At 53.3% G+C, this 22992-nt stretch carries 21 protein-coding genes and 2 riboswitches; of the genes, 15 read left to right on the forward strand and 6 right to left on the reverse strand.

Annotated elements, in window-relative coordinates; genetic code table 11:
* Nucleotides 1–46 precede the first annotated feature (46 nt).
* The 5 genes from NST23_RS11340 (at nt 47) to NST23_RS11360 (ending at nt 4104) form a co-directional block, all read left to right on the forward strand.
* Nucleotides 47–997, forward strand: a complete 951-nt coding sequence (locus NST23_RS11340; RefSeq protein ID WP_340963692.1) for a helix-turn-helix transcriptional regulator — start codon at nt 47–49, stop codon at nt 995–997.
* Nucleotides 998–1198: 201 nt separating this feature from the next.
* Complete coding sequence (locus tag NST23_RS11345; protein WP_173595752.1) at nt 1199–3067, forward strand: stalk domain-containing protein; 1869 nt, start codon at nt 1199–1201, stop codon at nt 3065–3067.
* Entirely contained in the window at nt 3064–3585 is a 522-nt protein-coding gene (locus NST23_RS11350; RefSeq protein ID WP_173595753.1) for a shikimate kinase, read from the forward strand. The genes NST23_RS11345 and NST23_RS11350 overlap by 4 nt, the downstream gene beginning before the upstream one ends.
* A 65-nt stretch (nt 3586–3650) precedes the next feature.
* Nucleotides 3651–3812 (forward strand): YqzE family protein, encoded by a 162-nt coding sequence (locus NST23_RS11355; RefSeq protein WP_083955784.1) that lies wholly within the window; start codon nt 3651–3653, stop codon nt 3810–3812.
* Nucleotides 3813–3849: 37 nt separating this feature from the next.
* Entirely contained in the window at nt 3850–4104 is a 255-nt protein-coding gene (locus NST23_RS11360) for a YkuS family protein (RefSeq protein WP_063230799.1), read from the forward strand.
* Nucleotides 4105–4201: 97 nt separating this feature from the next.
* Here the strand turns inward: NST23_RS11360 and NST23_RS11365 are convergent, their stop codons facing one another.
* From NST23_RS11365 to NST23_RS11375, 3 genes are all read right to left on the reverse strand, one after another.
* A complete protein-coding gene (locus NST23_RS11365) occupies nt 4202–5050 on the reverse strand; it encodes a hypothetical protein (RefSeq protein WP_173599164.1) in 849 nt (282 codons plus the stop codon).
* A 109-nt stretch (nt 5051–5159) separates the two neighbouring features.
* On the reverse strand, nt 5160–6284 hold the full coding sequence (locus NST23_RS11370) for a YqhG family protein (protein WP_122965809.1): 1125 nt from the start codon (nt 6282–6284) through the stop codon (nt 5160–5162).
* Nucleotides 6285–6326: 42 nt separating this feature from the next.
* On the reverse strand, nt 6327–8027 hold the full coding sequence (locus NST23_RS11375) for a DEAD/DEAH box helicase (RefSeq protein WP_173599162.1): 1701 nt from the start codon (nt 8025–8027) through the stop codon (nt 6327–6329).
* 220 nt (nt 8028–8247) lie between these two features.
* A riboswitch (glycine riboswitch) is annotated at nt 8248–8344 on the forward strand.
* Nucleotides 8345–8461, forward strand: a riboswitch (glycine riboswitch).
* 91 nt (nt 8462–8552) lie between these two features.
* Here NST23_RS11375 and gcvT point away from each other — a divergent pair.
* The 5 genes from gcvT to NST23_RS11400 all read left to right on the forward strand — a co-directional run bounded on the left by gcvT (nt 8553) and on the right by NST23_RS11400 (nt 14602).
* Complete coding sequence (gene gcvT, locus NST23_RS11380; protein WP_122965811.1) at nt 8553–9653, forward strand: glycine cleavage system aminomethyltransferase GcvT; 1101 nt, start codon at nt 8553–8555, stop codon at nt 9651–9653.
* A 46-nt stretch (nt 9654–9699) separates the two neighbouring features.
* Nucleotides 9700–11052, forward strand: coding sequence for an aminomethyl-transferring glycine dehydrogenase subunit GcvPA (gcvPA, locus tag NST23_RS11385; protein ID WP_173595756.1), 1353 nt, complete (start codon nt 9700–9702; stop codon nt 11050–11052).
* Nucleotides 11045–12514, forward strand: coding sequence for an aminomethyl-transferring glycine dehydrogenase subunit GcvPB (gene gcvPB / locus NST23_RS11390; protein ID WP_122965813.1), 1470 nt, complete (start codon nt 11045–11047; stop codon nt 12512–12514). The genes gcvPA and gcvPB overlap by 8 nt, the downstream gene beginning before the upstream one ends.
* A gap of 107 nt (nt 12515–12621) precedes the next feature.
* Nucleotides 12622–13695: an undecaprenyldiphospho-muramoylpentapeptide beta-N-acetylglucosaminyltransferase gene (locus NST23_RS11395; RefSeq protein WP_217021745.1), complete on the forward strand. Its 1074-nt coding sequence runs from the start codon at nt 12622–12624 to the stop codon at nt 13693–13695.
* Between the two features lie 76 nt (nt 13696–13771).
* Nucleotides 13772–14602: a lipoate--protein ligase family protein gene (locus NST23_RS11400; protein WP_063226803.1), complete on the forward strand. Its 831-nt coding sequence runs from the start codon at nt 13772–13774 to the stop codon at nt 14600–14602.
* A gap of 93 nt (nt 14603–14695) precedes the next feature.
* Here NST23_RS11400 and dat read toward each other — a convergent pair whose 3' ends face one another.
* Nucleotides 14696–15547: a D-amino-acid transaminase gene (gene dat, locus NST23_RS11405; protein ID WP_217021746.1), complete on the reverse strand. Its 852-nt coding sequence runs from the start codon at nt 15545–15547 to the stop codon at nt 14696–14698.
* Between the two features lie 353 nt (nt 15548–15900).
* Here dat and NST23_RS11410 point away from each other — a divergent pair, with 353 nt between their 5' ends.
* Nucleotides 15901–17229 (forward strand): M28 family peptidase, encoded by a 1329-nt coding sequence (locus tag NST23_RS11410; RefSeq protein ID WP_217021747.1) that lies wholly within the window; start codon nt 15901–15903, stop codon nt 17227–17229.
* A 348-nt stretch (nt 17230–17577) separates the two neighbouring features.
* The gene (locus NST23_RS11415) at nt 17578–19260 is read left to right on the forward strand and encodes a PAS domain-containing sensor histidine kinase (RefSeq protein ID WP_340963693.1); all 1683 of its coding nucleotides are present in this window, start codon (nt 17578–17580) and stop codon (nt 19258–19260) included.
* On the opposite strand, the gene NST23_RS11420 is transcribed toward NST23_RS11415, so the two are convergent.
* Nucleotides 19251–20261, reverse strand: a complete 1011-nt coding sequence (locus NST23_RS11420) for a hypothetical protein (RefSeq protein WP_173595761.1) — start codon at nt 20259–20261, stop codon at nt 19251–19253. The two genes, NST23_RS11415 and NST23_RS11420, sit on opposite strands and share 10 nt — an antisense overlap.
* 159 nt (nt 20262–20420) lie before the next feature.
* Between NST23_RS11420 and NST23_RS11425 the strand changes: the two genes are divergently transcribed.
* From NST23_RS11425 to NST23_RS11435, 3 genes are all read left to right on the forward strand, one after another.
* A complete protein-coding gene (locus NST23_RS11425) occupies nt 20421–20987 on the forward strand; it encodes an NADPH-dependent FMN reductase (protein WP_122965819.1) in 567 nt (188 codons plus the stop codon).
* Nucleotides 20988–21083: 96 nt separating this feature from the next.
* Nucleotides 21084–21512, forward strand: coding sequence for a transcriptional regulator MntR (mntR, locus tag NST23_RS11430; protein ID WP_063226809.1), 429 nt, complete (start codon nt 21084–21086; stop codon nt 21510–21512).
* Between the two features lie 115 nt (nt 21513–21627).
* Nucleotides 21628–22557 (forward strand): patatin-like phospholipase family protein, encoded by a 930-nt coding sequence (locus NST23_RS11435; RefSeq protein WP_173595762.1) that lies wholly within the window; start codon nt 21628–21630, stop codon nt 22555–22557.
* Between the two features lie 55 nt (nt 22558–22612).
* On the opposite strand, the gene NST23_RS11440 is transcribed toward NST23_RS11435, so the two are convergent.
* Complete coding sequence (locus NST23_RS11440; protein ID WP_063226811.1) at nt 22613–22966, reverse strand: hypothetical protein; 354 nt, start codon at nt 22964–22966, stop codon at nt 22613–22615.
* Between the last annotated feature and the right edge of the window lie 26 nt (nt 22967–22992).

A 22992-nucleotide genomic window follows, 5' to 3' on the forward strand; every position in this document is an offset into this window, starting at 1 on the left:
GAGAATTGAAAGAAAATGAAAGGAAAGAACCGAGCGGAGGCATGACATGAGCCATGAAAAGTCGTACACAACAGAAGAAATTGCCAAGCTTTTGCGCATCTCCAAACTGACCGTTTACGATCTGATTAAAAAAGGAGAACTGCCGGCTTATCGGGTCGGGAGACAGATGCGCGTGGACGAAAGCGACCTGGAGGCGTACAAAACGCGCGCCAAAGGGGGATACCGTGCGGCTGCGCAGCCGGTGGCGTACACGTTGCCTGTGCCGGGACAAGCCCAGCCGACAACCGGACGCAATGTCATCATCAGCGGTCAGGATGTCAGCCTCGACTTGCTTTCCAGCCATCTGGAAAAAAGCGATGCAGCACTTCGTCCGCTGCGCTCCTACCAAGGCTCGCTGAACAGTCTGGTCGCCATGTATACAGGCAAAGCCGATATCGTCAGCACCCATCTGTTTGATGGCGAGACGATGGATTATTACAACGTTCCTTACGTCCGCCGTCTTTTATCCGGCCATCGCTTTGTCGTCGTTAACATGTTGGCTCGTTGGGCCGGCTTTTATGTGCAGCCTGGCAATCCGAAACAGCTTTTGTCCTGGACCGATCTGACCAAGTCCGGGGTGCGGATGGTCAACCGGGAAAAAGGATCGGGGGCACGCACGCTGATCGAGGAGCAGTTTCGGCTGGCGTCCATCACAGGGCGGGACGTGAATGGCTACGAGCGGGAGGAGAACAGCCATCTGGCTGTAGCGGGAGTGGTCGCACGCAAGGAAGCGGATGTGGGAGTGGGCATTGAAAAAGCGGCTCGCATGGTCGGCGTTGAGTTTGTTCCGCTGATCAAGGAACGATACGATCTCGTCATTCTCAAAACGGAGGAAAACGGGGCGCTGCTGAAAACGGTCATGGATATTCTCCACTCCGCTGCCTTTTCCAAGGAGCTTGAGGCAGTTGGCGGCTACGACCTGTCCCAAACGGGAAAAATCATGTACGAGACGTGGTAGCACACGGAGCCGTTCACCCTTGCTGTTGCGAGGGCGGACGGCTTTTTCTCGACAGAATCTCCTGAATTTCTACTCACCCTGCCCTTTATTTGCTACAATGGAACAAAACGGTACGACTGTTTTGTCGACCCGCAAGCGGTCTATCCTATCCATTACGATAAAAAACGCACGCTTGCAGCCGAGCGATTTTTGGGGGCTGTCATGAAGACTTTGCAAAAAACAAGCTTATTAGTATGCATCACCATTCTCGTCATGTTTGGCTCCATCGGGATCATCAGCTACTGGCCGCAGATCTCGGGCTTTTTTCAAACGAGCCAGGCGACCGTGGCAGAGCAGCCGGGGGTCGATCCGTTTTCCTACGATCCGCCGTTGCCTTCCCTTGTGAAAGACTTGCATCCCGTGTATAACATTCAAGCCGAGTTGCATACGTCGGAAGCGAAAATTACCGGAAAAATGACGATCGAATTTGACAATCCGGGAACAGCGGATGTACGCCTCTTCGTCTACGATTATTTGTGGAACAAGCTGGCAGTCAAATCGATTCGCTATAAAGACAAGCCGCTTGCCTTTGAGCGGGGGCTGTCGACCGTCAAGCTGGCAAACCCGCTAGGCTCGGAATTGCGTGGAGCTATTGCCATTGAGTTCGAAAATCCGGTTCCGCGGAGAGGAACCAGGTTTGGTGTCAAGGATGACATTTGGACGTTGACGACGTGGTACCCGATGCTCGGTGCCCAAAATCAGCAAGGAAAGTGGTACGATCCGCCGCAACGCGTTGATTTTGGCGATCCGTTTGTCTACCATTACGCCGATTACAACGTGTCCTTTGTCTCGCCAAAAGGCTACAACTGGGTCAGTTCCTGGGGCAGAGGAAATGCGAAAGCGATTGATGGCAGCAAGCAGCAAATTCATTACGAGGGCAAAAAGCTGCTGAATTTCGCCTTGATCGGCAGTCCGCTGTACCAGGTGGAAACCGTTCAGATTACTCCAAACTTGTCTGTTGATATCGCGTCTGTAGACAAAGGAAACATCGAGCGGATCAAGGCGATCGCCGGATCGGTCTTTCCGACGTACACCGACTGGTACGGGCCGCTTCCTTATCCGCATGTTGCCATCGCGGAGACGAGCACGGGGACAACTTATGCGATGGAATACGCCAATCTCGCCGTGTTCAAGCGCGACATGTACCAGCGCAATCTGATTGACCACTGGCTTCCGCATGAGATTGCCCATCTGTGGTGGTATAACAGCGTAGCGACATTGGAAGCGTCTCACGGCTGGCTGGACGAGGGGCTTGTGGAGCTGAGCGTGTACCACTATTTGCAAAATCGGTACGGGGCGCAATCGGCAACGACCTTGCTGGAAGAGTACAGTCATGACGCCCGCCGTTTGCAGGAGCGCTATCCGGATGGCAAGCTGGACAAGCCGTTGCAGAAGTTCGCCACGGAAGAAGAATTTCATTGGACGTGGTACTCCCGAGGTGCCCTTTTGTTCGACCATTTGCGCAAGCAGATCGGGGATGACGCCTACAAGCGTTTTCTCCACCGTGTCCAGCAAAATTACCACGGCAGCGTGATCGGGGCAGAGCATCTGGATCAGGCGCTGGGCCAGACGTTGCAAGGCGAGGCTTCATACTTCGTCACGGCAACGAAAAAATCGAACCGCGAGGGCATGGGAACGGTTCAGCTGGAGCCGTATATTACGACTGTCATCAACAATATGAGCTACTATCCGTCCATTTCGGCGCGGGCAACGGGCGGCACGGTGTATTTCCCGTTGCGCGAGCTGGGGGAAAAGATGGGGCTTGCCATTAGCTGGGACAAGGAAAAACAAATGATCCGCATCACGGGCAACGGCTACGAGGTGTACGTAAAAGAACGCGAGCGTTTTGCCATTCGCGACGGCAAGAAGCTCGATCTCGGCCATCCGCTGATGGAGATCAAGGAGCGGACGATGGTGCCGCTGTCGTTTTTCGCGACGATTCTGGAATTTGATACCCAGTACAATCCCGATGAGAGAACAGTCAAAATACAAACGCGCAGATCGAGTGGAAAGGTGTCGGAAACAAAATGAAAAACCTGATTTTGGTCGGTTTTATGGGAACAGGCAAGACGACCGTTGGCGCTGCGCTGGCCGCTTCTTTGGGGCTTGCGCATACAGACCTGGACACCGCCATCGTGGATAAGGAAGGCCGCTCGATCCCAAAGCTCTTCGAAGAGCGAGGAGAAACTTATTTTCGCGATGTGGAGTCGGCTGAGCTGTCCAGGCTGCTGAATGAAGGGCCGCAAGTGCTGACAACGGGCGGAGGGGTCGTCCTGCGCGAGCAAAATGTAAAAGTCATGCTGGAACGAGGAATCGTCATCGCCCTGCATGCAACCGTAGAAGAACTGATACGACGGCTGAAAAACGACACAGCTCGTCCTTTGCTTGCCACAGGGGTGGCAGAACGGGTGACGGCGCTCATGGCAGAACGCGCAGGAGCGTACGATTTTGCCCCGATTCAGGTGGATACGACCGGAAAAAGCCTGGAAGCAATCGTGGAGGAAATTAAGCAGCGCGTGGTTGAAAGCACAGAAGACGGGAAACAATAAAAAGGACAGCGCTTTTGCCGGTGAACGACGGCGTGCATCTGCGAGTACGAAGGAGGTCACGTGCGATGTCCTTTCAAGAATATTTGAAGTACCTGACGAAATTGTTTGTGCAGTACATGGATACTCCAAAAGACGAACGGCGTCAGCGAAAGGCTCCACGTGAGCCTTGGTCTGCACGCTGGTTTGGGGCAATTCCCATGGCGATCCGGCTGTTGTGGCGCAAATAATCCTACACCATGGTAAGCGGACGGAGGGTGCGTGCGTATGGCGAGAGTAGCGGTAGAAAACTCCCTTTCTCAAATTCGCAAAATGCTGTGCGATAACGGCTACGATGTGGTTGATTTGGGAAACTGGCAGCAAGTGGTCGATGCGATCGTGATCACTGGCCAGGATGTGAACGTTCTTGGCGATCAAAACAAGACGATTACGGGTGCGCCGATAATCAATGCGGAGGGCATGACAGCCGCGGAAGTTTTCCACGCCGTGCATGAACGCCTTTCTCCAACAGATCATCACTGATCGAAAAAATGGCGTCCGACGGCGCAAACAACGAAAAAACAAGCTCTTCTGCACGCTGGCAGGGGAGCTTGTTTTTTTATACATACGAAGCGATATGTCAGCTTTGAGGCGGCCGCACCTGCGGGCTGGATACGTAAAATTTGCCGATCTTGTCAGCGTAGACGTAAGGGATAAAGCGCAGTCCTTCATCCCAGACCCCCACATAGGCAGATTGGTCGTTCCACAAATGGAGCGAGCCGACAGCGTAAGGAGCCAGCACCTGGGCGTGGTACAAGGAAACAGTGAGGGTAACTGACGCGTTGTTTTGCTGTTGCCACAGCTCTGACCACGTAACGGCGCTGCCGCGTTGCATTTGGTTGAACCAGCCGATCTGGTCGAACGGGTCTGTCTGCGCCGATTGCAAAGTGCGGGTCTGGGTCAGTTTTTGTCCTGTCTGCACCAGATTTTGCAGCACGGTTGGTTCGTTGGCTGCAAACGAAGCGGGATAAGCTTCGCCTGTTTTGGCGTTCACCATTTGCGCCGAAGACTGGCGGGCAATCAGCCAGTGGGAAGCGAATCCGTCGTAGACTGGCTCAGCGGCAATTTCCCGGGGAGCGAAGGCATCGTCGAACAAAATGTATTCCCCGACGCCGTATTCGAGCAAGACGAATTTTTCCGGGACATTCGATTCGACTGTTTCTCCGACGACCAGATAGCCTACTTGCTTGTCGGCTTTTTTGATGCTGACCAGCCATTGATGCTGGTTCGGGCCGAGCGTCTGTACTTCTGTATCAGCTTTTTGCCACTCTTTGAATTGCGGATCACGGCTTGCGAGCTCTTTCATCCAGGTCTGGATTTGAGCCTGAAACGCTTTTTCCCAGCCGCCTTGCTCCTCGGCATGAACGGGCCAGGAGATCAATACGAAAGACAAGAGGACCCCGAGAAAGGGCAGAAATCGTCTGGTCACAAACATGCACCACCTTTTGCGCTGGCTATCCTATTCCTATTGTAACCAGCTATGACAAAAAGATTTGTTGCAACTTGTCACTCCTCTCACACTACTTCTCGTTGATCTTTTACATGATTCGCCCGTTTGCGGGAAGATGGCGCACCGTTTTTGCGCCAGAAAGCTTTTGAACAGGCGGGTTCGAGTGCAAGTAAAACAGCCCGCCGTTAATGAAGTGAACCTCGATGCGCGGTTCATACTGCCAGCGCAGCTCGTCCATTCGCCGCTGTTTTTCTTCTTCCGGCGTGCTTTTTTTCCACTCTTCCTGATTGATTTCTTCCCGTGGTGTCACCTGAATCCCATTCGCACGTAAAAAGTCGAGGATTCGCCCGCCAGATGAGCGGTATTCGTCAATGGTTTGCGCTGCTTCGACAACAGGCTCCGCGACAGGAGGAGCTTCCGTTTGCGGGAGGGGAACGATGGCTTGCGCTGCTTGCGGCTCCTCGGCTTTTTCCGCTTCTTCGTCGTCCGCATCAGCCTGCTCTGCTTGCGGCTCCCGCTTCGCCAGTTCTTCGTAGTAGGCGGCGAGAATGTCCAGTTCTTCCGCCAAGCGGGCTTTTGCCTCGGCAGCCCACGCTTGGTCTTCCTTGGCGATGACCGCTTCGGCTTCCTGGCGAGCCATCTGGAGCGCATCCTCTACGGAAATTTTCCGATCAAGCGTATAGAAATAGTCCGGGATGGCAGGGGAGAGCGGCAACTGAAACAAGTACGTCGAAAAGTCGTGCACGACCCGCGGCTGGTGCAGGTTGACCCCGAGGTAGAGCATGAGATCGCGCCGCTTGTCGCACAGAAACGACACTTTTAGATTGATGCCCAGCCACGGAACGAGCGGCGTAGAACGGCGTTTGCCCGTGGCGGGGAGCGAAGCGGTATTTTGCTCGTACATGCAGACGAATTGACCGTGCTTTTTCGCCGAGGCAAAAATTTGCTGCATGCGCCCGGCGCCGAGGTGCAGGTGTTCGGCACGCAGCCCATCCGGCATGCGGTCGGGGTGAAAGGCGAAGGTGAGCACGAGCGGCTGGTACGCCAGATTCATTTTGTCGACCCAGCTCCAGTAAAAAGGCCGGTTGCCGATATCTTTGTCGACCTCGACAGGCAGCTTGACCGTCAAGTAGTCGGGGTGGGATTCGACGATGTGAGCAGAAAAAGTCGCGAGATAGCGCTCTACGAATTGCCTGACCTGGTTGGCTTGCATCAGGGAACCTCTTTTCTTGTTGGCTAGTTGGGGGCATCCAGACTACTGCTCGGCGGCTTCCGAGAGAGCAGGGGCGACGTGCGGCTGGCGGCTTGCGCGAATCGCGTGCCCCATGTTGTCCAGCTTCAAAGCCATTTCGCGCGTGGATGCGGAGTCCATAATAATTTGCGTCAAGTTTTCTTCCAGCGAGGAACTCAGGTTGAGGCGTTCGACGATATCATCGAGTTCGCCGATGACCATTTCAAACAGATCGATTTTTTCGTACAGCAGTTTGAGAATATGTTCTTCAATCGTCCCGACCGTGGACAGATTGTAAATGTGCACATCCCGCTTTTGCCCGAGACGGTGAACGCGGCCGATTCGCTGTTCGACACGCATCGGGTTCCAAGGCATGTCGTAGTTGATCACCTGATTGCAAAATTGCAGGTTGATCCCTTCGCCGCCTGCTTCTGTCGCGATCAGCACTTGTGCGCGGTTTTGAAACAGATCGGTCATCCAGTCTTTTTTGCTGCGCTTGAAGCCGCCGCGAAACGGCACAGAGGTAATTCCGTGGTCATGCAAATATTTTTGCAAGTAATTTTGCGTGGCCCGATATTCGGTGAAAACGATCACTTTGTCGTTGATCTGCTGAATCAGCTCGACCGTTTTGGCCGCCTTGGAATGCGTCTCGATCCGCTTGATCATCTCCACCAGTTCCAGTATTTGCGCCCGCAGCAAAGACTCCTCGCTGGTGCGTTGATGCATGTTGTACAGCGTCATGAAGGAGGCTTCCTTGCTGGAGCAAACCTCGCGCTGGAGCGTGATGAGAGCGAGCGAATTGAACAGCCCGGTTCCCGTCTTGTACTGATCGTGGACAAAGCGCGTGACGCCCTCGTACAGCTCCATCTCCTCCTGCGTCAGCTCGATGGGAATCGACTGCACGCGGCGGCTGGTGAACTGGATGCCGCCGTCGCTTCGCTTGTTGCGAATCATGACCTTTTCGATTTCTTCGCGCAATTTTTCGCTGTTTTTCGATTGGCGCTTTCCCTCGACGTAATTGGTGGAAAACGACGTCGAGTGGCCCAGATGCCCCGGTTTGAGCAAATTGATCAGGTTGTACAGCTCGTCCATCTCGTTCTGGATAGGGGTGGCGGTGAGCAGCAAACAGTATTTTTTGCGAATTTCCTTCACGAATTGATAGTTTCGGGTTCGCTTGTTTTTGAGCTTGTGCGCTTCGTCGATAATGAGCATGTCGTAGTCGATATCGAGCACATGGCGGCGATGCGGGTCGCGTTTGGCCGTGTCGATGGAAGCGACGACGACTTCGTGCTGACGCCACATGTACTCTTTTTTTTGCGCGACGGCAGGAATGCCGAATTTTTGTTGCAGTTCTTTTGTCCACTGAATGACGAGAGAGGCGGGAACGAGGACGAGAATTTTTTTCGCCAAGCCTCTGACCATGTATTCTTTCATGATCAACCCTGCCTCGATGGTCTTGCCCAATCCGACTTCATCCGCGAGAATCGCGCGGCCGCGCATGTCATTCAGCACGCGTTCCGCCGTCTGGAGCTGATGGGGAAAAGGCGAGAGCAGCGGCAAGTAGTTCAGGCATTGCAAAGAATCGAACTCGCGAACCGCCATCGCTTCTTCTGCTTCCAGCGCCAGCTTGAACAGCTCCCACTTGTCCCATGGACCATCTTCGTGCAGCCGCTCGGTCAGCGGCGATATCCAGCTCGTGTCAAATGAAACAGGAACATTCGGCATATACGTTACTCCTTTACACAGCTCTGCCATAACTTTCATGCGTTTTAATAAAAAACTTAACATTATGGGTAATGTTCATCACTTTGTTAAGTATTTCTTGATCTGACTGTTAATTTGCATATTTTCAACTGTCGACTCTCATGGTAGGATATAGAGGAAGTTCGTTCATTAGTATGGAAATCATAGCAAAAACTTATGTATGACCATCTAACCAACGCGAATGATAGTAGCAGGGAGAGACTGCGTGAACCACTGCAGCGCCGAAGGAGCAAGCCGGTAACGGTGAATCTCTCAGGCAAAAGAACCTCTACTGGACGCAACTCTGGAGAGAGCTCGCATGTCGAGCCACCAAAGGGGAAACTTGCAAGCCCGGTGATCCCCGCCGAGCTTGATTGGCAAGGTAACTCTCAGGTACCAAGGACAGAGGAGGAGAAATGGGCACCTTTCTTTTGGTGTACCCGTTTTTTCGCCTCTGTTTTTTCATGGGGAAAAATGCCGACTATCTGCCTTTAGGAGGTGCCACACATGTCCAATCTGAAAAGAACGCCACTGTTTGATTCCTATGCAAAATACGGCGCCAAAACAATCGACTTCGGCGGTTGGGAGCTGCCTGTACAGTTTTCCAGCATTGGTCAGGAGCATGAAGCTGTTCGCACGAAAGCAGGTTTGTTTGATGTATCCCACATGGGAGAGGTGGACGTAAAAGGCGAGAGCGCGCTCGAATACTTGCAGCGCGTGACAACCAACGACGTTTCCAAGCTGGCAGTGGGACAAGCTCAATACAGCGTGCTTTGCTACCCGGACGGCGGTACGGTCGACGATTTGCTCGTTTACAAATACGCAGACGACCATTACCTGCTTGTCATCAACGCTGGCAATATTGACAAAGACTATGCATGGCTGCAGGAGCACCTGATTCCGGGCGTCACGATCGAAAATATCTCGCCGCAAACGGCGCAGATTGCGATCCAGGGGCCTTTGGCTGAATCGATTTTGCAAAAGCTGACCCAAACGGATCTGTCCCAAATCGGCTTTTTCCGTTTTGAGCGCGATGTAGAGGTTAGCGGTATTCCGGCATTGGTATCCCGTACAGGCTACACGGGCGAAGATGGCTTCGAGATTTACCTGGCTGCGGATCGTGCGGCAGAGCTGTGGGACGCCCTGCTTGAAGCAGGCAAAGAAGACGGTCTGGTTGCTTGCGGACTGGGGGCGCGTGACACGCTGCGCTTTGAAGCCAAGCTGCCACTGTACGGTCAGGAACTGAGCAAGGACATTACACCGATCGAAGCGGGTATCGGCTTCGCGGTGAAGGTAGATAAAGCAGTGCCGTTCATCGGCCAAGAGGTGTTGAAAGCGCAAAAAGAAAACGGCGCGCCTCGCAAGCTGGTAGGGATCGAGATGATCGATCGCGGCATTCCGCGCACGCACTATCCGGTCTATGTCGGAGAAGAGCTGGTAGGAGAAGTGACCACAGGGACACAATCCCCGACCTTGAAGAAAAACGTTGGTCTGGCCCTGGTCAAAAGCGAGCACACGGCGATTGGCACAGAGGTTGAAGTGGAAATTCGCGGAAAACGACTGAAAGCTGTTGTTGTTGCCGCTCCTTTTTATAAACGTGCGAAATAACCAAGCATAAGCCCACAATACATCCTATTTGAGGAGGACAACGTTCGTGAAATACCGCTACCTGCCCCAAACTGATCAGGACAAGCGCGAAATGCTCGAAACTCTGGGCATTTCCAGTGTAGAAGAACTGTTTGCAGACATTCCGGAAGAGGTGCGTTTCAAAGGTGCGCTGAACATTCCAGAAGCTCTGTCCGAGCCTGATCTGGTCAAATACTTCACTCGCCTGGCTAACAAAAACGTCAACTTCAGCACACACGTCAACTTTTTGGGTGCTGGCGTTTATCAGCACTATGCGCCAAGCACAGTCAACCACATGCTGCTCCGCGGAGAATTTTTCACGGCTTATACGCCTTACCAGCCTGAAATCAGCCAAGGCGAGCTGCAAGCGATTTTTGAATTTCAGACAATGGTGTGTGAACTGACAGGAATGGAAGTAGCGAACTCCTCCATGTACGACGGAGCGACTTCCTTGGCAGAAGCGGCTATGATGGCGGCTGGTCACACTGGCAAAAAGCGCGTCATCGTTTCCCGCGCGGTGCATCCGGAAGCGCGCGGCGTTCTGAAAACATATGCGTACGGTCAAGGCGTAGAACTGGTTGAAGTCGGCATCAACAGCGATGGCGTAACCGACACACAAGCTCTGGAAGCGCTGATTGACGAAAACACAGCGGCTGTGATCGTGCAATATCCTAACTTCTTCGGAAACGTGGAAGACTTGGCAGCAGTTGAGCCGATTGCTCATGGCAAAGGCGCCCTGTTCGTCGTTTCTTCCAACCCGCTTGCACTGGGCGTATTGGAAGCGCCAGGCAAACTGGGCGCTGACATCGTAGTAGGCGACATGCAACCGTTCGGTATCCCGGCATCGTTTGGCGGACCGCACTGCGGATATTTTGCGACGACGAGCAAGCTGATGCGCAAAATGCCAGGACGCATCGTCGGGCAAACGAAAGACGAGAACGGCAAGCGCGGTTTCGTACTGACGCTGCAAGCTCGTGAACAGCATATCCGTCGTGAAAAAGCGACTTCGAACATTTGCTCCAACCAGGCGCTGTTGGCACTGGCGGCTGCGATCACCCTGACTGGACTCGGAAAACAAGGCGTACAGGAAATGGCGATGATGAACCTGCAAAAGGCGCATTACGCGAAGCAAGCCCTGCAAGCCAAAGGGCTGGAAGTCGTCTTTACTTCCCCGTTCTTCAACGAGTTCGTGGTCAAGCTGTCCAAGCCAGTAGCAGAAGCCAACAAGCAACTGCTCCAGGCAGGAATCATCGGCGGCTACGATCTGGGGCTGGATTACCCTGAATTTGCAGGCCACACCTTGCTCGCAGTAACCGAGCTTCGGACCAAGGAAGAAATCGACACATTGGCGGCTGAATTGGAGGCGATCACACGTGCGTAACGACCAGGAGAAAGCACTGATTTTTGAAATGAGCAAACCGGGCCGTGTGGGCTACAATCTGCCGGCATTGGATGTACCGGAAGTAGAGGTCGCAAGCCTTTTGCCAAAGCACCTCATTCGTGAAACCCCTGCTGAATTGCCAGAGGTATCCGAGCTGCAACTCGTTCGCCACTACACCGAGTTGTCCCGTCGCAACCACGGGGTAGACAACGGCTTCTACCCGCTCGGTTCTTGCACGATGAAATACAATCCGAAAATCAACGAAGACGTGGCTCGCTATGCCGGCTTCGCGCAAACTCACCCGTACCAGCCGGAAGAAACCGTACAAGGCGCACTGGAGCTTTTGTACAACCTGCAAGAAGAACTGGCTGAAATCACCGGAATGGACGCCGTTACCCTGCAACCGGCTGCCGGAGCGGCAGGCGAGTGGACGGGTCTGATGATGATCCGCGCTTACCATGAAAGCCGTGGAGAAGCTCACCGTACAAAAGTAATCGTGCCGAACTCCGCGCACGGTACAAACCCGGCGTCTGCGGCTGTAGCAGGTCTGGATACCGTTACGATTGCTTCTGACGAGCGCGGTCTGGTAGACATTCAAGCTCTGCGCGATGCGGTTGGCTCTGACACGGCAGCGCTCATGCTGACCAACCCGAACACGCTCGGTCTGTTCGAGGAAGACATCGTCGAGATGGCGAAAATCGTCCACGAAGCAGGCGGCTTGCTGTACTACGATGGAGCCAATGCGAATGCGATCCTCGGCATTGCCCGTCCAGGCGACATGGGCTTTGACGTCGTGCATCTCAACTTGCACAAAACATTTACCGGACCACACGGCGGCGGCGGCCCAGGTGCTGGACCAGTCGGCGTGAAAAAGGTTCTCGAACCATTTTTGCCAACGCCAATCGTGGCGAAAAAAGAAGACGGCAGCTTCTACTGGGACAGCAACCGTCCGGAATCGATCGGCCGCGTAAAAGGCTACAACGGAAACTTCGGCATTCTCGTTCGCGCTTACAGCTACATCCGCACGATGGGTCCGGAAGGTTTGCTGCAAGTTTCGCAAAATGCGGTGCTCAGCGCCAACTACATGATGCGTCGTCTCGCTACGGCGTACAACCTGCCGTTTGACCGCGTCTGCAAGCACGAATTTGTCTTGTCTGGCGTGAACCAAAAGAAACTCGGCGTGCGCACGCTGGATATCGCAAAACGTTTGCTCGACTTCGGCTACCATCCGCCAACGATCTACTTCCCGCTGATTGTCGATGAGTGCCTGATGATCGAGCCGACTGAAACCGAGACAAAAGAAACGCTCGACGAGTTCATCGACGTCATGCTGCAAATTGCCCGCGAGTGTGAAGAAACACCTGAGCTTGTACAGGAAGCTCCGCACACGACCGTGGTAAAACGTCTGGATGAAGCGACTGCGGCACGCAAGCCGATCCTGCGCTATCAGCCACAAGCTTAATAACTCTCTTTGGGAAAAGCCGCCTTTTTACAGGGCGGTTTTTCTTTCCGAATGATGCTATCATGAACAGATGGGGTTGATCCGACTTTCGGGGAGAGAAGACAAACATGAGCAAACGGATAGTATTTACTGGCGGCGGGTCTGCCGGGCACGTCACGCTCAACCTCGCCCTCATCCCGCATTTTTTGCAGCGGGGCTGGGAGGTGGCCTACATCGGCTCGACAGAGGGGATTGAGCGGGAGCTGGTCGAGAAGCTGGACGGCGTGCGCTACATCGGGATTGCTACAGGCAAGCTGCGCCGATATTTTGCTTGGAAAAACTTCACGGACCCGCTGCGTGTGAGCAAAGGGGCTTGGCAGGCGTACCGTTTCCTCGCTGACTGGAAGCCGAACGTAATCTTTTCCAAGGGCGGCTTCGTCTCCGTCCCGGTTGTGTTCGGCGCCTGGCTGAATCGGCTGCCTGTCGTCCTGCACGAGTCTGATTTGACGCCAGGACTGGCCAATCGCCTGTCGCTGCCTTTTGCCGACAAAGTATGCGTGACTTTTCCTGATACATTGAAGCATCTGCCAGCAGGCAAGGGAATGCACGTAGGAGCCATTGTGCGCGAGGAACTGAAAAAAGGCCGAAAAGAGCAAGGGCTGGCCCTGTGTGATTTTTCTCCGGGGAAGCCTGTGCTGCTCGTCATGGGCGGGAGTCTCGGGGCAAAACGTTTGAACGAAGTGATCAGGGGAACGCTCGATGAGCTGCTCAAACAGTATTCCATCGTACATATTTGCGGCAAAAACCAACGGGACGAAAGCTTGCAAAAGAAAGGCTACAAGCAGTTCGAGTACGTCCAGGAGGAGCTTCCCGACCTTTTGGCGATGACGGATTTGGTCGTCTCGCGCGCGGGTTCCAATGCGATTTACGAGTTTCTCGAACTGCAAAAGCCGATGCTGCTTGTGCCGTTGTCTCTTGCAGCCAGCAGGGGAGATCAGTTGTTGAACGCACGTTCATTTGAGCAGCAAGGCTTTTGTGCCGTCTTGCAGGAAGAGGCGCTGAACGAGGCGAGCTTTTTGCAAGCGTTGAAAAGCCTTGCCGAAAAGCGAAGCGCCATCGCGGAAAAGCAGCGCGTCGCGATCGGAAAACCAAAAGACGCCTTGGCGCAAGTCGTCGCGATCATCGAGGAAGCGGCTCATTGAAACAGCGCATCCAAGTCTTGCCGCCCTTTTGGGAGAAGCGTACAATGAAATCGTTGTGAGAAGGAGGTACATACATATGGAACAGTGGCGCTATGTCGTAACGGAGCCGATGTCTCCGGCGATGAATATGGCTGTAGACGAAGCGATTTTGCAACTGCACAGCGAAGGCAAGGTACCGCCGACCGTTCGTTTTTATACGTGGGACCCGGCTACTTTGTCGATTGGATATTTTCAAAAGGCGATCAAGGAAATCAACCTGGAGGAAGTACAGCGGCGCGGACTTGGCTTTGTGCGCCGGGCAACAGGCGGACGCGCCGTTCTCCACGATCAGGAGCTGACGTACAGTGTGATCGTGTCCGAAGATCATCCGCGGATGCCATCTGGCGTGACAGAGGCTTACAAAATCATCAGCCTCGGATTGCTGCACGGCTTCCAGAACCTGGGGCTTGCCGCAGAGATGGTGTCGCTTGCCAGCGAGGAGGAAAAAGAAAAGTACAACTCGCCAGGCTCGTCTGCTTGCTTTGACTCGCCATCGTGGTATGAGCTGGTCGTCGAAGGCAAAAAGGTAGCGGGCAGTGCGCAAACGCGTCAAAAGGGAGTCATCCTCCAGCACGGCTCGATCTTGCTCGATATGGACGTCGATTTGCTGTTCTCGCTGCTGCATTTCCCGTCGGATCGCGTCAAACAGCGGATGATGGACAGCTTCCGCCAAAAAGCGGTGACGATTAACGAAGTAAGCCCGCGTCCTGTCAGCTTGCAGGAAGCGATCGAGGCATTTTCCAAAGGCTTTGCCTCCGGTCTGGACGTCGAACTGGTGCCGTCCGCACTGACAGACGAAGAGCGGGCGCTGGCAGAGGAACTCGCCGCCACCCGTTATGCGACAGACGAATGGAACTTGCGCCGATAGACAATAGCCGACAGGTGACAAACGTACAGAAAAAAGCTCGCCAGTGTGAACAATCGCTGGTGAGCTTTTTCGTTTTCCATCTGTTTCGTACGGTTAGACGAGTACGCTGTCGTGAATGTGCTGTTCAAACAAAGCTTGCAGCCTGGATGTAACCGAACCTGGCTGACCGTTGCCTACCGCTTCGCCATCGACGGAGATCAGCGGCATGATTTCTGCGGTCGTGCTGGTGAGGAACAACTCATCCGCTTGTTTGAGGAAGGCGATGTCAAACGGCTTTTCGTGAACAGCGATGCCGTTTGCCTGGGCCAGATCGATGACGACCTGACGGGTGATGCCGTGCAGGATCAGGTGATCAGCCGGATGCGTGTACAGCACGCCGTCTTTTACTGCGAAAAGATTGGACGAACTGCATTCGGTAATGATCCCGTCGCGGTGCAAAATCGAGTCCTGTGCGCCTTTGTCCTTGGCGTACTGTTTGACGAGCACGGCTCCCAATAGATTGAGAGTCTTGATATCACAGCGCAGCCAGCGAATGTCTTCTACGAGGGAAGCTGTCCAACCCTTTTTCAAATCGTCGACTGGCCGAGCTTTGGGGCGCACGAAAGCCATGATGACCGGAGTGATGGCACTTGGGATGTCGTGGACGCGAGGAGCGGCGCCGCGAGAAATTTGCAAGTACAAGGTGGCATCGTCCTGGTCGGTAATGTTGTTTTTCGCCATCAGCTCTTGAGCCAAATCGGTCAGTGATTCCGGGCTCCACGGCAGCTCCAGCTTGATTTCCCGCGCGCTGCGGAACAGGCGGGTCAAGTGGGCGTCCCATTGATACATGCGCCCTTTATAGATTCGTACGACTTCATAGATGCCGTCCCCGAAGTTGTATCCGCGATCTTCCGGATGAACCGCTGCTTGCCCCTCTTCCACCCATTTGCCATCTACATAAAGCATGGTGAGTCCTCCTCTACTGATTCCAGCCGCTTTTTTCCAACGGTTTTTTATTTGATTCAACATTAGCAAATCGTACCTCTCAGGGTCAATTTGAAAAGCGGATTTCCGCTATCAATAATTTAGCAAGGAGAAGCGTTCATCTATTAACTTTTTAAATGGGCGTCTCCTTTCCGACAAATCGACGAGTTCCTCGTGTCGCTGTGCATGTCCAGGCAGATTTGGGCAGAAGGAGAACGAAAGCTGTCCGCCGCTGACGGCGCGTGCTGGTATTTGACTAACTATTCTGACTAGACGCTTATGGAGCAGTCTGTCCATAATAAAAGCAAAGAGCGCCAGGAAGAGGGGAGAACGCCATGCGATCCGTTGGTTATTGCGCACTAGGAGCACTGCTTGTTTGCGGGAGTTTGCTGTCCTTGCCCTTCTCTTCGCAACAGGCATATGCGAATCAGGTTCAGACAGATGCAGAGCTGTTGTACAGCCATGTAGAGCGCTTGGCGAAAGCAGCGAGACCGCCTGCGACCGAGTCGGAGTTCGCAGCAGGGGTATACGTGGAGAATCTGTGGCGCGCCTATGGCTATGAGACAGAACTCCAGCCTTTTTATTACCATACATACAAACGCCCAACGGTCTTGTCGCTTGCGATCGACGACTGGAAGCGCAGCTGGGCGATCAAAGGATTGACTTTTGCCCAGAACGGGACGGCAACAGCGGACATAGTCGATGTCGGCTACGGACGCGCCAATGATTTTGCCAATGGAGCGGCGAGAGGGAAAATCGCGCTGATCAAGCGGGGAGAAATTCCGTTTGGCGAAAAGGTCAGACAGGCAGCGGCAGCAGGAGTGGTAGCGGCGATCATCTGGAACGATCGCGAGGGGGAGTGGAAGGCGACACTGGGCGAGCCGCTGGACATGTCCGTTCCGGTCATCGGCTTGTCACAGGCGGACGGCAGCCTGCTGCAAGAGCGTTTGCGGGATCAGCAGCCGCTGCGCGCAACCGTGAAGGTAGACGGAAGCCAGACGAGCAGACATACGTCCTATAATTTCATCGCGACGAACAAAACGACAGCTGCAAACACGGAGCGGCAGGTACTCCTCCTGGCGAATCATGACTCGACCGCATCGTCCGCAGGAGCCAATGACAACGCATCCGGCGTAGCCGTCTTGCTTGAAGTGGCGCGCCAACTGGCCGAGAGCCGCTTGGATGCGCAGGTGAAGCTGGTCAGTTTGGGAGCGGAGACAGCCGGGGAACGGGGCGGACAGGCATTTTTTGATTCACTTGCGGCAAAAGACAAGGCGAAGATCGTGGCTGCCATATACGTGGATGCAGTGGGCAGGGACGGTCAACTGACCGCGGTGCCTGCACAATCGACCTCCACGCAGACAGGCAGCGTGTTCACGCAAGCCGGAGTGCAAGCAAGCGCATTGGAGCAAGTGGGCGCGCGTCAGCGAAAACAGCTGCAATTGCTTGCCGGGACAGGGATTCCGGCGGTCTTGCTTACACGTCTGCCAGCGCAGGAGGAAGCGAAGGACGGGCTTGTCCAGATTCAAAAAGAGCAGCTTGCGCAAGCGGCGAAAGTCATTTCATCTGTGGTCGGCAGCCTGACCGACTCTACTGCTCCTGCCGAACCGCGTCAGTCCGTGCAAACGGGCAGACAGCAGGAAGCGGGAGAAGATCTTCAATAGGCTTGGTTGCGAGCGCATCGTAAAAACGAAGGCAAACGCAGGGCGTCCAGGAAAAGACACGGGGCGCCTTTTGTGTGCAGACGATTCTCGCCATCGCCCTCGCAAAAACTCCCGGCAAACTTTTTTCGATCAGCGGGGGATTTTGCGAATTTGTCGAAAAATGTGGAATAACAAGTCATAGCCACCCATTGGAAAAAAGTTTATAATTTTTAAGAATCCTAAAAAATTTCGTCCATTGTATATTGTTGCAGTTACATATTTCTGAAAATTATATTCAATCCAATCCATGCTAGTTACGATGATCCATCCTACACAGCAAATATTCAGCAAAGAACAGCGGAGGTTGTGATGATACCAATAGGCTCAAGTCATTTCGCCCTTTCCTTAACTCTTATCATCGGTTGGATTCCACTCAGTGTCTTTTTGCTCTACCTGTACCCCAATAAAATCAATGTGTGGTCGTTCTGCTTGTTGAACCTGCTGTATGCGCTTATGCTTGTACTCCAGTTCTATCGCATGTACAGCCAGATGAGGGAAAAGGATAGCCGGAAGCAGGAAGAAATCACGCGAATGAGAATCGAGCTGGATGAGACGAAGGAGCTGCTTGATGCCTTGCTGCAACAAACTCCAGACGCTGTTTCGATCGTGGGTCGGGACGGGAAATTCATTCATGTGAACAAGGCGTCAGTCGAACAATTCGGCTACAGCGCGTCTGATTTGCTGGGCAATGCCATTCCTTGCGTGCCGCAGGAGCATATCGCAGAAATGGAGCGGTGCCACAGCGAAGTGCTGAACGGGAAGTCCATCGTCGGCTACGAGACGGTTCGCGTCCATCAAAGCGGCTCGCTGATGCACGTATCGCTGTCATACGGCCCTGTTTTGGACAAAGCAGGGAAGGTCAAAGGGATCATTTGTTGCTCCCGTGACATAACAGAGCGAAAGCGGATGGAGCAGGCTCTGCAAGACAGCCAGGCTCATTTCCGTCTGATCACCGAAAACATGACCGAAATGATTTACCTCGTAAAGTGGGATGGGACGGTTGCGTATGTCTCTCACGCGCACACGACATTTTTGGGGTACTCCAGCGAGGACATGATCGGGATGGGGCCAGCCGTCATCGACAAGATCATTCATCCGGAAGATCAAAGAAAGGTCAGCGATCTGTTCCGGCTGAGCTGGCGAAAGGAAGAAGAGGCGAGCGGGATTTATCGGCTGCGGCATAGCCAGGGGCACTGGGTCAACGTCGAGTCGCGCTTCAAGCCGATCAGCAACAGCGATGGAGTGGTGGACAGCATGTTGATCGTCTCGCGTGATGTGTCCGAGATTACGAAAACGAAAGAGCTGTTGCGCCAATCGGACAAGCTGTCTGCGATCGGTCAGCTGGCGGCGGGAATCGCGCATGAAATTCGCAATCCGTTGACATCGCTGCGCGGGTTCATCCAGCTGTTGAATGCTTCCATAACAGGCGTGCAACGCAACTACTGCCAAATCATGCTGTCCGAGCTGGACCGGATCAATCTGATTGTCAGCGAGCTGCTGGTGTTGGCGAAGCCGCAAGCGGTGAGCTTTCAGCAAAAAGACTTGTCGGTGATGATCCATAACGTCCTGTCCCTTTTGGAAAGCCAGGCGAACTTAAAAAATATCCAGATGTACGCTTCGACTGAAAAAGCGATGCCGCCAATCGCTTGCGAAGAAAACCAGATCAAGCAAGTGCTGCTCAACATTTGCAAAAATGCGATGGAAGCGCTCCCCGATGGCGGCGAGATCTACGTTCAGAGTCGGCGGATCAGTGAGGAGCACATTCAGGTCAGCATCCAGGACAACGGCTGCGGGATTGATCCGGAGCGAATCCCGCTCCTGGGAGAGCCTTTTTATACGACGAAAGAAAACGGAACGGGCCTCGGCCTGATGGTCAGCCAGCGCATTTTGGAGGATCACGGCGGAAGCCTGCAAATCGAAAGCGAAAAAGGCAAGGGAACGACGGTGAACATTTTGCTTCCCGTATGTGTGCCAAGCGCCCATCAGGTCTGACGTTTCCAAATAAACCAGCCAATCAAAAACAAGCCGCAGTAAGTAGCTCCGCTTGCCACGACAGAGACGCTCCAGGGCAAAAAAAGCGGCAGCAGGGCGAACACCCCGACCAAAAGCAGCATCACGAACAGAAGCGGTGGCATTTGCAGCTGATGGCGCAGGGTCACAGGCAAGGCGAGTGAGTGCAGGAGCAAGGCGGAAAGCACGCCACCCTGAATCAGGGCCAAAATCGCGAAAAGCCAGTTGCCAGCGGGCAGCAATCGGGACGATATCAATTGCACAGGCGAGAGTGAAGTATGAATATCATGCCAGTGAGACAGGAAAATCGCTTGACCGAGCAGCAAAAATAACAAGGTGATCCCCGTTCCGATGCCGACGCCCAGACGAACGGCATTCGGCTGATCGGTTCGTCCCGCTACGGGCAGCAAGACGACAAGCGCAAGCAAGAGATGCAGCGCGAGGAAAAAAACGGCGTGAATCACCCAGCTTCCGTTCATTTGGTAGCCGAGGCCAGGGATAGGGACATGGGGTTGGCGGAGGAAAAGCAGGGCGAAAAACAGCAGACCTGCGCCTAAACAAATGCCTGACCCCGTTACAATCCATTGCCAGCGCTTGAAGAGGAAGCTGATCGTCACGATGAGAGACAATAAGACGAACCAGACAGACGACAGCCCTGGGATGAGCTGGGCCGACTGCTGACCGAGCATGACACCCACGTATGCCAGCAAAAAGAGATGGGTAATCATCGACAGGCTGGAAGCAAAAGCTTCACCGAATAAGAACAGGTACAGCTCATAGAGCGAACCGACTTGATGGCGATGGCAATAATTCAGCAGCTGGAGGCAGATCCACCCGATTCCAATGCCTGCGAGGGCGATGCCGACCGTGCCCCAGGAGCCAAAATAGGTAAAGAAACGGAGCCACTCATAACCGCCCAGATAGTGTCCTCCCAGCGCGGACCCTGCAAACAGAATGGCGATTTGCCAAGCGACTTTGTCCATAGGCATCATCCTTATTCCCAACTTGCTACATGTGTATGTCCAAGCAAGGCTTGTTCAGAACCGGGAATATTAAACAGACTTATTCATTTACAAAGTATGACGATGTGGATTATAATGAAAAATAAACCAGTTAAGCAGATTGCATGAGGTGACTCCAAGATGAAAATTGTAGGAATAGCGGGAAGCATGAATAGCAACAACTCGACAACGAAGCAAGCGGTAGCGATTGTTCTCGATGCAGCGAAGGCTGCAGGTGCTGATATTGAAATGATTCATCTGGCAGACTGGAGCTTGCCGATTTACGACGACCGGGAAGACGCGACGACTTATCCGGAAATCGTCCATCGTTTCGTACAAAAAATTTCCGAGGCGGATGGACTTGTGATCGGTTCGCCTGAATACCACGGCACGATTACCGGAGCATTGAAAAATGCGATCGACTTTTTGGAAGGGCGCCATCTGCGCGATAAGCAAGTGGCTCTCATCGGTGTTGCCGGGGGCAGCATGGGAGCGACGAACACGGTCAATACGCTCCAGTTGATCATGCGCAATTTGCATGCGTGGCCGTTGCCAGCAAGTCCGAGCATTCCGAGCGCTTACAATGCGTTTACGCCAGAGGGCAAACTGAAAGATGAACGGTTGCAAGCCCGGATGGAAGCGCTCGGACAGCAACTGGTGCAATTTGTCCAAATGATGAACCGCGAAACAGAAAAACAGCCACAATAGACAGGTTTCTCTTGCTAATCGTTCTCATTTAAAGGTATTATATTTCTACGTGCCTTTTTTGGCCGGAAGAAATATGGTTTGAAATGAGGGGTTCACATGCCGACGCCGAGTATGGAAGACTATTTGGAACGTATTTACAGCTTAATTGAAGAAAAGGGCTATGCTCGTGTCTCCGATATTGCTGAAGCGTTGGAAGTACATCCCTCTTCGGTCACGAAAATGGTTCAGAAGCTGGACAAAGACAAATATCTCGTTTATGAAAAATACCGTGGCCTTGTGTTGACGCCAAAAGGGAAAAAGATCGGGAAGCGTTTGGTGGATCGCCACAGCCTGCTGGAAGAGTTCATGCGGGTCATCGGCGTTGACGAAGAACATATTTATCAAGATGTCGAGGGAATCGAACATCATTTGAGCTGGGAATCGATTACATGTTTGGAATATCTTGTTCAATATTTTCAACAAGAACCGAGCCGGATGGAGGATCTCCGTCGCATCCGGTTGGAAGATGAGCAAAAAGAAGAATAAGTCTCCGAGCGCGCAGGCTGACATGGCTTGCGCTTTTCTTTTTTGGTGAAAATGACGTTTTTTAATCGTATGGGAAAAGCTGTCGCCTTATATTTTAGTGAAGGGGGGCGACAGGATGAAAGCGGACGCGGTTTTTGAAGGCGGTGGTGTGAAGGGAATCGCTTTTATCGGAGCCTTGCGGGTCATGGAGGAAAACGGCTATACGTGGGAAAAGCTGGCGGGCACTTCGGCAGGCTCGATCGTAGCCGCTCTGCTCAGCGCAGGGTATACGAGCCATGAGTTGAAGCCGATTTTTGACGAGCTGGACTATCTGCACTTTTTGCATCGGGCGGGGATTGGCAGACTGCCGCTCATCGGGCCGATCCACGAACTGATCGTGCGGGAAGGCGTCTATCGCGCAGACAGAATGGAGCTGTTCATTGAAGACTTGCTAAGGCGCAAAAATGTGCGTACATTTGGCGATTTGGCTCCGGGCAGGCTGAAAATCGTCGCTTCTGACGTGACCTCGGGGAAAATGACGGTGCTGCCTGACGACCTTACTCGCTACGGGATTGACCCGGACAGCTTTTCTGTGGCAAGAGCAGTCCGCATGTCTTCCTCGATTCCTTTTTTCTTTCAGCCTGCCCAACTGAAAAGCGGCAACGACACCCACTATATTGTCGACGGAGCTTTGCTGAGCAATTATCCGATCTGGCTGTTTGACGTCCCCGGGATACCGCAATGGCCGACCATCGGCTTTCGGCTTTCCGACGATCAGAGCAAGCGGGAGACGAAAAAAATTACCGGGCTGTTTTCGTTTTCGCGCGGCTTGCTTGCCACGATGCTCGACGCCCATGACAGGCTTTACGTCGAAAAAGCACAGGCGGTACGGACCGTTTTCATTCATACGCTCGGCGTTCGGACGACACAGTTTCAGCTTTCCAAGGAAATGCGGGAGAAGCTGTACGCGTCCGGGGAAGCCGCAGCCCAACAGTTTTTGCAGCGCTGGGACTTCGAAGAATATGTCAAAGTATTCCGCATTTCCTCTCCCAAGCATCTGGTGTAGCGAAGAGGAGCAAAACGAAAAAACAGGTTGCCAGCAGCGGCGACCTGTTTTTCTTTTAATGGGACATATTGTTTGGCGAGTTCTCGTTCTGCTTTTCTTTTGTTTTGCCTTTGTTGCCATCGATCACGCGGAACGGGTGATCTTTTCTGGAGGCCGTCGGTTGCTTTTTGTGCGCTTGTCGCATCACCGGAGGTTTTGGTTTCACCTTTTGTTGCTTTGGCTTGCCAGGTCCAGGACTTTTCGAAAAAAAGGAGCCCGTGCGCAAATAGTTGCGCACGATCAAAAACAGCGCCACAGACAATCCCAGGATGATCAGCGTATTGATCGGATCACTGATGAGCGTCAATAAAAATCCGTAAATGGCGAGCAGCACAATAATCAAAATCACGGGTGGTATGCGACGTAACATAGGCCTCACCTCAATGGGAATAAGAA

Origin of the sequence: Brevibacillus sp. FSL K6-0770, assembly GCF_038000275.1 — a bacterium.
Lineage (GTDB): Bacteria > Bacillota > Bacilli > Brevibacillales > Brevibacillaceae > Brevibacillus > Brevibacillus parabrevis.

Excerpts from the sequence above, each read along its gene's own strand:
- NST23_RS11435 (WP_173595762.1), top strand. The coding sequence starts at position 21,628 with ATGAAAGCGGACGCGGTTTTTGAAGGCGGTGGTGTGAAGGGAATCGCT.
- gcvT (WP_122965811.1), top strand. The coding sequence starts at position 8,553 with ATGTCCAATCTGAAAAGAACGCCACTGTTTGATTCCTATGCAAAATAC.
- NST23_RS11420 (WP_173595761.1), bottom strand. The coding sequence starts at position 20,261 with ATGGACAAAGTCGCTTGGCAAATCGCCATTCTGTTTGCAGGGTCCGCG.
- NST23_RS11395 (WP_217021745.1), top strand. The coding sequence starts at position 12,622 with ATGAGCAAACGGATAGTATTTACTGGCGGCGGGTCTGCCGGGCACGTC.
- NST23_RS11345 (WP_173595752.1), top strand. The coding sequence starts at position 1,199 with ATGAAGACTTTGCAAAAAACAAGCTTATTAGTATGCATCACCATTCTC.
- mntR (WP_063226809.1), top strand. The coding sequence starts at position 21,084 with ATGCCGACGCCGAGTATGGAAGACTATTTGGAACGTATTTACAGCTTA.
- NST23_RS11370 (WP_122965809.1), bottom strand. The coding sequence starts at position 6,284 with ATGCAAGCCAACCAGGTCAGGCAATTCGTAGAGCGCTATCTCGCGACT.
- dat (WP_217021746.1), bottom strand. The coding sequence starts at position 15,547 with ATGCTTTATGTAGATGGCAAATGGGTGGAAGAGGGGCAAGCAGCGGTT.
- NST23_RS11410 (WP_217021747.1), top strand. The coding sequence starts at position 15,901 with ATGCGATCCGTTGGTTATTGCGCACTAGGAGCACTGCTTGTTTGCGGG.
- NST23_RS11400 (WP_063226803.1), top strand. The coding sequence starts at position 13,772 with ATGGAACAGTGGCGCTATGTCGTAACGGAGCCGATGTCTCCGGCGATG.
- NST23_RS11340 (WP_340963692.1), top strand. The coding sequence starts at position 47 with ATGAGCCATGAAAAGTCGTACACAACAGAAGAAATTGCCAAGCTTTTG.
- NST23_RS11440 (WP_063226811.1), bottom strand. The coding sequence starts at position 22,966 with ATGTTACGTCGCATACCACCCGTGATTTTGATTATTGTGCTGCTCGCC.
- NST23_RS11415 (WP_340963693.1), top strand. The coding sequence starts at position 17,578 with ATGATACCAATAGGCTCAAGTCATTTCGCCCTTTCCTTAACTCTTATC.
- NST23_RS11360 (WP_063230799.1), top strand. The coding sequence starts at position 3,850 with ATGGCGAGAGTAGCGGTAGAAAACTCCCTTTCTCAAATTCGCAAAATG.
- NST23_RS11425 (WP_122965819.1), top strand. The coding sequence starts at position 20,421 with ATGAAAATTGTAGGAATAGCGGGAAGCATGAATAGCAACAACTCGACA.
- NST23_RS11350 (WP_173595753.1), top strand. The coding sequence starts at position 3,064 with ATGAAAAACCTGATTTTGGTCGGTTTTATGGGAACAGGCAAGACGACC.
- NST23_RS11355 (WP_083955784.1), top strand. The coding sequence starts at position 3,651 with ATGTCCTTTCAAGAATATTTGAAGTACCTGACGAAATTGTTTGTGCAG.
- NST23_RS11375 (WP_173599162.1), bottom strand. The coding sequence starts at position 8,027 with ATGCCGAATGTTCCTGTTTCATTTGACACGAGCTGGATATCGCCGCTG.